General features: G+C 29.2%; 6 protein-coding genes. 2 read left to right on the forward strand and 4 right to left on the reverse strand.

Annotation, left to right across the window (positions count from 1 at the left end):
* Nucleotide 1: 1 nt before the first annotated feature.
* The 4 genes from AVBRAN12642_RS01685 to aroQ are packed head-to-tail and all read right to left on the reverse strand — an operon-like array spanning nucleotide 2 to nucleotide 3114.
* A complete protein-coding gene (locus AVBRAN12642_RS01685) occupies nucleotides 2–868 on the reverse strand; it encodes a P-loop NTPase (protein ID WP_214117271.1) in 867 nt (288 codons plus the stop codon).
* A 3-nt stretch (nucleotides 869–871) separates the two neighbouring features.
* Nucleotides 872–2140 (reverse strand): flagellar biosynthesis protein FlhF, encoded by a 1269-nt coding sequence (gene flhF / locus AVBRAN12642_RS01690; RefSeq protein WP_214117273.1) that lies wholly within the window; start codon nucleotides 2138–2140, stop codon nucleotides 872–874.
* Nucleotides 2141–2149: 9 nt separating this feature from the next.
* Complete coding sequence (folK, locus tag AVBRAN12642_RS01695; protein WP_214117274.1) at nucleotides 2150–2629, reverse strand: 2-amino-4-hydroxy-6-hydroxymethyldihydropteridine diphosphokinase; 480 nt, start codon at nucleotides 2627–2629, stop codon at nucleotides 2150–2152.
* Complete coding sequence (gene aroQ / locus AVBRAN12642_RS01700; RefSeq protein ID WP_214117276.1) at nucleotides 2629–3114, reverse strand: type II 3-dehydroquinate dehydratase; 486 nt, start codon at nucleotides 3112–3114, stop codon at nucleotides 2629–2631. The genes folK and aroQ overlap by 1 nt, the downstream gene beginning before the upstream one ends.
* Before the next feature lie 194 nt (nucleotides 3115–3308).
* Here aroQ and flgK point away from each other — a divergent pair, with 194 nt between their 5' ends.
* Both flgK and der read left to right on the forward strand, forming a co-directional pair.
* Nucleotides 3309–5159 carry a flagellar hook-associated protein FlgK gene (flgK, locus tag AVBRAN12642_RS01705; protein WP_336607862.1) on the forward strand — a complete coding sequence of 617 codons (1851 nt, stop codon included), beginning with the start codon at nucleotides 3309–3311 and terminating at the stop codon, nucleotides 5157–5159.
* Nucleotides 5160–5193: 34 nt separating this feature from the next.
* On the forward strand, nucleotides 5194–6600 hold the full coding sequence (der, locus tag AVBRAN12642_RS01710; protein WP_239803537.1) for a ribosome biogenesis GTPase Der: 1407 nt from the start codon (nucleotides 5194–5196) through the stop codon (nucleotides 6598–6600).
* The last annotated feature ends 30 nt before the right edge of the window (nucleotides 6601–6630 follow it).

Consider the following 6630-nt stretch of genomic DNA (forward strand, 5'->3'; position numbering starts at 1 on the left):
CTTAAATCCTATCAATTAATCTCTTAAAAAAGCTTTTTATATTTCCTGAATCAGAATCTTTAAGCACATTTCGTTCCAATCTTGATAAAAGATTATTAGTAGCTTTTTTTAACTGATTAGTTTCTCTTGATGAACTTTGAGAAAACAAAACTCTACTTTTAATACAATCAATAACATAAGCAGAGCTTTCTAAATATCCTAAATACTTTAATTCAGGATTATTTTTAATATTTGCTGATGCAACTTTTGAAATATTTGTAAATAAATCTAGTGCTTCTTTTTCGCTTTTTACCACATTAAAAAGCATTAAAAAATCATTTCTTACATCAGAAGTAACTTTAATAGTAGCATAAGCATCAGTAATTGCAGCAGGATCAGGTGTAGTTACAACAATAACTTCATCAGCAATTTCTAAAAAATGTAAAGTAGTTCCACCAATACCAGCACCCGTATCAATTATCAAAAAGTCTAAATCTTCTAATAATTCAGCATCTTCTAAAAAAGCGTCAAAATAACTTGAATTATTGTATTTTAAAATCTCTCCACCACTATCACCTGGGATTAGTTTTAAATTCGGTTTTACTTGTTTAATAATATCAGCTAGCTTACATTCTCCTTTTAAAACATGTAATAAATTTTTACCTATTTTCACATTTAAAATTACATCAAGATTTGCAAGACCAATATCAGCATCAAAAAGACCTACTTTATATCCATCATTTGCAAGTAAATTAGCAATATTAGCACTTATTGTACTTTTGCCAACCCCACCTTTACCACTTGTAATTGCAATAAATTTTGTATTTTTCTTATTTACTTTATGCTCATTTTTCATAAGCTCATTTAATTTATCAGCTTGTGTTTGCATAATTTATCCTTTAAATCCATCTAAAACGCATTTAATTAAATACTCGCTATTAGCTACTAAAATATCATCAGGAACATTCTGACCTATTGAAAAAAACGAAACAGGTTTTTTAATATTAAAAATTAATGAAAAAATATTACCAAAAGCTCTAGTTTCATCAAATTTTGTAAGTATTAAAGTATCAATATTTAAAGCATTAAAAGCATTAAAAGTCTCTTCCATATCATCATACTTCATACCAGCATTTAATACTAATGCAACTTCAATTTCACTCTCACTAGCCTTTAAATAACTTTCTAATTTTTCAATTTTTGTTTTATCATATTGAGAATTACCGGTTGAATCTATTAAAACCACATCATAACCACTTAAAGTCTCAAGATTTTTATGTAAATCTTCTTCGGTTGATACAAATGCAATTGGTAATCTCATAGTCCTAGCATATTCAGCTAATTGCTCTTTAGCACCTAGTCTAAAATTATCAAGTGAAACTATAGCAGTTTTGTATCTTTTGCTTCCGTATGCGTATCTATAAGCTAGCTTAGCTAATGTTGTAGTCTTGCCAACCCCTGTTGGGCCAACTAACATAATTATTTTTTGTTTTCTAATAGGTGCATCAACTCTGCAAGGTATCATACTCTTAAGTAAGGTTGTAAAATATCTAGTAATTGCTTCTTTATTACTCAATAAAGCTTTTGGCATATTTTTAAGAGTTGCTCTCATAATTTCATCTAAATGAGTTTGTAACATATCACTTTTTTTTGCTTTATCATAAATTAATGCAAACTCAGGTGGAATTTCAAGATTATTTCTAGCAGGAGCAAGCTCTCCCCATCTCATACTCATTAAATAATCTACTTTGCTATTTAACTCATTTAATAATTGCTTATCATCTTTTGACTTATTGCTAGAATTAGGATTAAACTTTAATCTAGATAATTCTTTTTTAGAATTTAAATCTTGATTAAGTGATTTATTTTCATTTTGATTTTGCTTATTTTCTATAGCTATTTTTCTATCAAAATTATCGCTTTTAAATTCTTTTAAGCTATTTTCGTAGTGTAACGCTGCTCTTTTATTTACAATTGGTTGCTTTTTTTCTTTTGTATCATTAATAGCTACAACTACTTCTACCATAGCAGGGCTTGTTGGAGTTCTTCCTTCTACTTGAGTTACAGCAACTATTTCAGCTTCATCTCCATAATAATCTCTAACATAAGCTAAATAATCTTGTCCTTTTTCTACTCTAAAACTATCTTGCCTAATTGCCATATTTTTTCCTTACATTGTTCCTAATACTAAAGTTATACTAATCCTATCTTCTGCACCATAATGTGGTAATACTAATCTCTTATCGCAATATGTTTTTTCACTAAAATAAACAATATCTAAATCAAGAGTTCTAGGTGCATTTTTAAAACTTCTTGTCCTATGAAAAATATTTTCATAGTGTTGTAAAACTTTTAAAAGCTCTCTTGCGTGAAGACTTGTTTTAACAAACATTAAAGCATTTGTAAAATCTTTTTGCTCTTTATACCCAAAAGCTTCATTTATTAATAATGCTGAAGTTTGAATAATCTTAAATCTTCTATCAGATTTTAATTTTTTAAATAATCTTACAAATCTTTCACACTCAGGCTCTATATTACTACCAAGAGAAATTAAAGCTAAATATTTATAAGCTTTATTATCCTTACTAAAATACGGATAATACTTAATCCTTTTAAAATATCTCGCTTCATTTATCTTGATATTTGGCATTAAGCGTTATTTGCTTTTAGTGCTTCTTCTTGAGCTGCTATAAATGCTCTTTGTTGTTGAACCATTTGAATAGCACTAAGTAATGCTAAATGATAACTAAATGGCCCAAAACCACTAATAGTTCCAGCACATACAGGACTTAAGAAACTCTTAGCTCTAAATTCTTCTCTAGCATAAATATTACTAATATGAACTTCAACTACAGGCATTCTAGTAGCTGCTATTGCATCAGCAATCGCAATTGATGTATGAGTATATCCACCAGCATTTATAATAATTGCATCACAAGTTCCTACACACTCTTGAATTTTATCAATTATTTCGCCTTCATAATTGCTTTGATAAAACTCTATATCAACATTGCTTTCTTTAGCAGCTATACTCATTTGTTCATGTATTTGAGCCATAGTCATAGTTCCATAAATTCTAGGGTCTCTTTGACCTAACATATTTAAATTTGGTCCTTGAATTACCATTATTTTCATATTTCTTCCTTTAATAAATATTTTAATGTTGGATTATAAGTTTTTAATTTTAATATAAGTTATTAAAAAATATTTTTTAAATCAATATCTAAAAAAAAGAATTTCAAATAAATATAAAGATTAATAAAATTTTTACGATATGGAATATATTTTGCTAACAAGCTTAAATCAAGTTAAAGTTTTAAAGGTTAATTATGAGTATATTTTCAACACTAAATACAGGTGTAAGTGGTCTTGGAGCTGCACAAGTTCAAATATCTACAACAGGACATAACATTACAAATGCAAACAATCCTTATTATACTAGGCAAAGAGTGGTTCAATCAGCAGCAGATGCTTTACATGTGCCAGCTGGTGATATTGGACTTGGAACTAAGGTTGATAAGATTGTAAGAATTCACGATGAGTATGTTTTCACAAAAATGCGTGATAATACAAATAATTTTGAACATACTAAATATCTAAAAACAAAACTTGAAGAAGCAGCACAAAGATTTCCTGATTTAAAAGATGTTGGAATTTTAAATGATTTACAAGCTTATCAAAAAGCTTGGAATAATTATGCTAGCAACCCTGCTGATGGTGCTACAAAAATAAATCTAGTTCAAGTAGCAACAACCCTTGCAAAAGATATAAAAGCTACTAGAGATGATATGTTTAAAATGCAAAAATCAGTAAATGATGATGTAGTTTTAACTATTGAAGAAATAAATAGAATTGGTAAGGATATTTCTACAATTAATGCTCAAATAGCAGCAAGTGAGAGTGCTGGTGATTCTATGGCAAATGATTTAAGAGATAAAAGAGATGAATTAGAATTAAGACTTTCAAAACTCGTTAAATCATCAGTTTTTAAAGAGAATTTAGAACAAAATGCTTCATTTGATACAAATGTAAAAGATGGGAGCATAGATTATCATTTAAATATTGAAGGTTTTTCTATAGTTGATGGGACAACATTTCATCCATTAAGAATAGATAGTGTTGCTGCAGGAAGCCCTTTTCAAAGGATTTATTATGAGCTTCAAGATGGAACTACTGCTGATTTAACTTCTAAATTAAGTGGGGGACAATTAGGAGCTCAACTTGATTTAAGAGGTCGTGAGTTTAATACCCAAACTAATGGATTTGATGATGGTATTTTGCAAGATTATATAAACAATCTTGATTCTTTTGCAAAAACTATGATTACAGAAACAAACAATATCTACTCAAGAGCAGCTCAAAAGCAAATATTATCAAATGAAATGTCTCATCTAAAAAATGATGATATTATTATGAATGCAGATAATAGATTAAAAACAGGCACATTTGATTTAATCGTATATAACGATAATGGTAAAGAAGTAGCAAGAAAAACAATCACTCTTGATACAAGCACATCAATGACAGGTGGAGTAAGAAGTTCTAGTTTATTAGAAAAAATTAATTCTAATACAGATGATAATAATGATAATAACAATTTAAACGATTTTGATGATTATTTTTTAGCTGATTATTCTTATGATGAAACAAAAGATAGTGGTATTTTTAGTCTTATTCCTAAACTAGATGGATTTAAAGTAGGCGTAGAAGATCATGGCACGAATTTTCCTGGAATTTTTGGTCTTGGGAAATTCTTTGAAGGCACTAATGGTAGCAATATAAATGTAGATACTAGCCTAAGACATGATCCAACTTTACTTAGAGCAAGTAGTTCTGGTGCTGATGGAAATAACGATGTAGCAAATGCAATCAATCAACTTCAATATAATAAAATTGATTTTTACGATACTAAAGGAGAAAGCACTCAAGCTACTTTTGAAGGATTTTATAGGTCTTTAACAACAGATATAGCAAGTCGTGCAGAAAACAATAATACTTTATACAAAACAAACGAAGCTATCTTGGCTAATGTAACAGCAGAATTTCAATCAGTAAGTGGTGTTGATATGAACGAAGAATTAAGCAATCTTATGAAATATCAAGCAAGTTTTGGTGCAAGTGCTAAAATCATCACAACGGTTGATAAAATGTTAGATACTTTGCTAGGACTTAAACAATAATAGCTAAAATGAGCTTTTTTAATAAAGGATATAAATGCAAAAAATAATGTTAATAGGAAAGCCAAATGTTGGCAAAAGCTCACTATTTAATCGCTTGGCAAAAGAACGCTTAGCGATAACTTCTGATATTAGTGGCACTACTAGAGATACTAATAGAAAAATAGTTGATATTAATGGAAAAAAGGCTATTTTAGTAGATAGCGGTGGGCTTGATGATAAAGATGAATTATTTCAAAATGTTAAAAAGAACACCTTAAAAGAAGCAAAAGACGCTGATATAATCGTTTATATGGTAGATTGTAAATTGGGTGCAAATGATGATGATAGGGCTTATTTTTATGATTTATTAAAGCTTAAAAAACCAACAGCTTTAGTAATTAATAAAGTAGATAGTAAAAAAGATGAAGAAAGAAGCTTGGAATTTACTCGTTTTGGATTTAAAAATGTATTTAATATAAGCGTATCTCACGCAACGGGAATTGATGAATTAAATGATTTTTTAAGCTCACATTTGCGTGATACTTTCGTGCCTGATAATTCAGAGCTTAGCTTAGAAGATTTCTTAGATGAAAACATAGCTGGTGAATATGATGAAGAAGGCATTAATGAAGTTAGCGAAATTGATGAAAATCATATAAAAATCTCAATTTTAGGGCGTGTAAATGTAGGCAAAAGCTCACTTTTAAACGCACTTGTAAATGATGAAAGATGTGTTGTAAGTAGCATTGCAGGAACAACAATTGACCCTGTAAATGAAAGTATTGAATATAATGGCAAAACGCTTGAATTTATTGATACCGCAGGAATTAGAAGAAGAAGTAAAATTTTAGGTATAGAAAAATACGCTCTAAATCGCACAGAAAAAATGCTAGAAAACTCTCAAATCGCCTTGCTTGTATTAGACGCTGCTGAAGGATTTAACGAGCTTGATGAAAGAATAGCTGGGCTTTTGGGTAAGAATTATTTAGGCGTGATTATAGTTTTAAATAAATGGGATTTATGTGGTAAGAGTGATAAAGAATTTGATGAAGTTTGCAAACATTTAAGACTTGATAGATTTAAATTCTTAGCCTATGCACCGATTATTAGCGTTTCAGCACTTAGTAAAAAGCGTATTAAAAATCTTTTAGATTTAATCTTAAAAGTGCATTCAAACTACATTCAAAAAATCCAAACTTCAAAACTAAATCAAATCATAGAAGAAGCTTGTCTAGCTCATCCATTGCCACACGATAAAGGCAAACTTGTTAAGATTTATTACGCTACTCAATATAGCGTTGCACCACCAAAAATCGCACTTGTAATGAATAGACCAAAAGCACTTCATTTTTCTTACAAACGCTATTTACAAAATGTATTAAGAAAACACTATGATTTAAGTGGAGTTCCATTAATCATAGCAGCTCGTAAAAAAGGCGAAAAAGAATTAATTGAAGAATAATTAGGAAGTTAATTCCTAATTACTCGCTAA

The sequence above is a fragment of the Campylobacter sp. RM12642 genome (assembly GCF_020137635.1).
In the GTDB taxonomy this organism is placed as follows: Bacteria; Campylobacterota; Campylobacteria; order Campylobacterales; family Campylobacteraceae; genus Campylobacter_E.

Bases quoted from the DNA above. Each gene is read 5' to 3' on its own strand.
- AVBRAN12642_RS01685 (WP_214117271.1), bottom strand. From the start codon at position 868: ATGCAAACACAAGCTGATAAATTAAATGAGCTTATGAAAAATGAGCAT.
- aroQ (WP_214117276.1), bottom strand. From the start codon at position 3,114: ATGAAAATAATGGTAATTCAAGGACCAAATTTAAATATGTTAGGTCAA.
- flhF (WP_214117273.1), bottom strand. From the start codon at position 2,140: ATGGCAATTAGGCAAGATAGTTTTAGAGTAGAAAAAGGACAAGATTAT.
- der (WP_239803537.1), top strand. From the start codon at position 5,194: ATGCAAAAAATAATGTTAATAGGAAAGCCAAATGTTGGCAAAAGCTCA.
- flgK (WP_336607862.1), top strand. From the start codon at position 3,309: ATGAGTATATTTTCAACACTAAATACAGGTGTAAGTGGTCTTGGAGCT.
- folK (WP_214117274.1), bottom strand. From the start codon at position 2,629: ATGCCAAATATCAAGATAAATGAAGCGAGATATTTTAAAAGGATTAAG.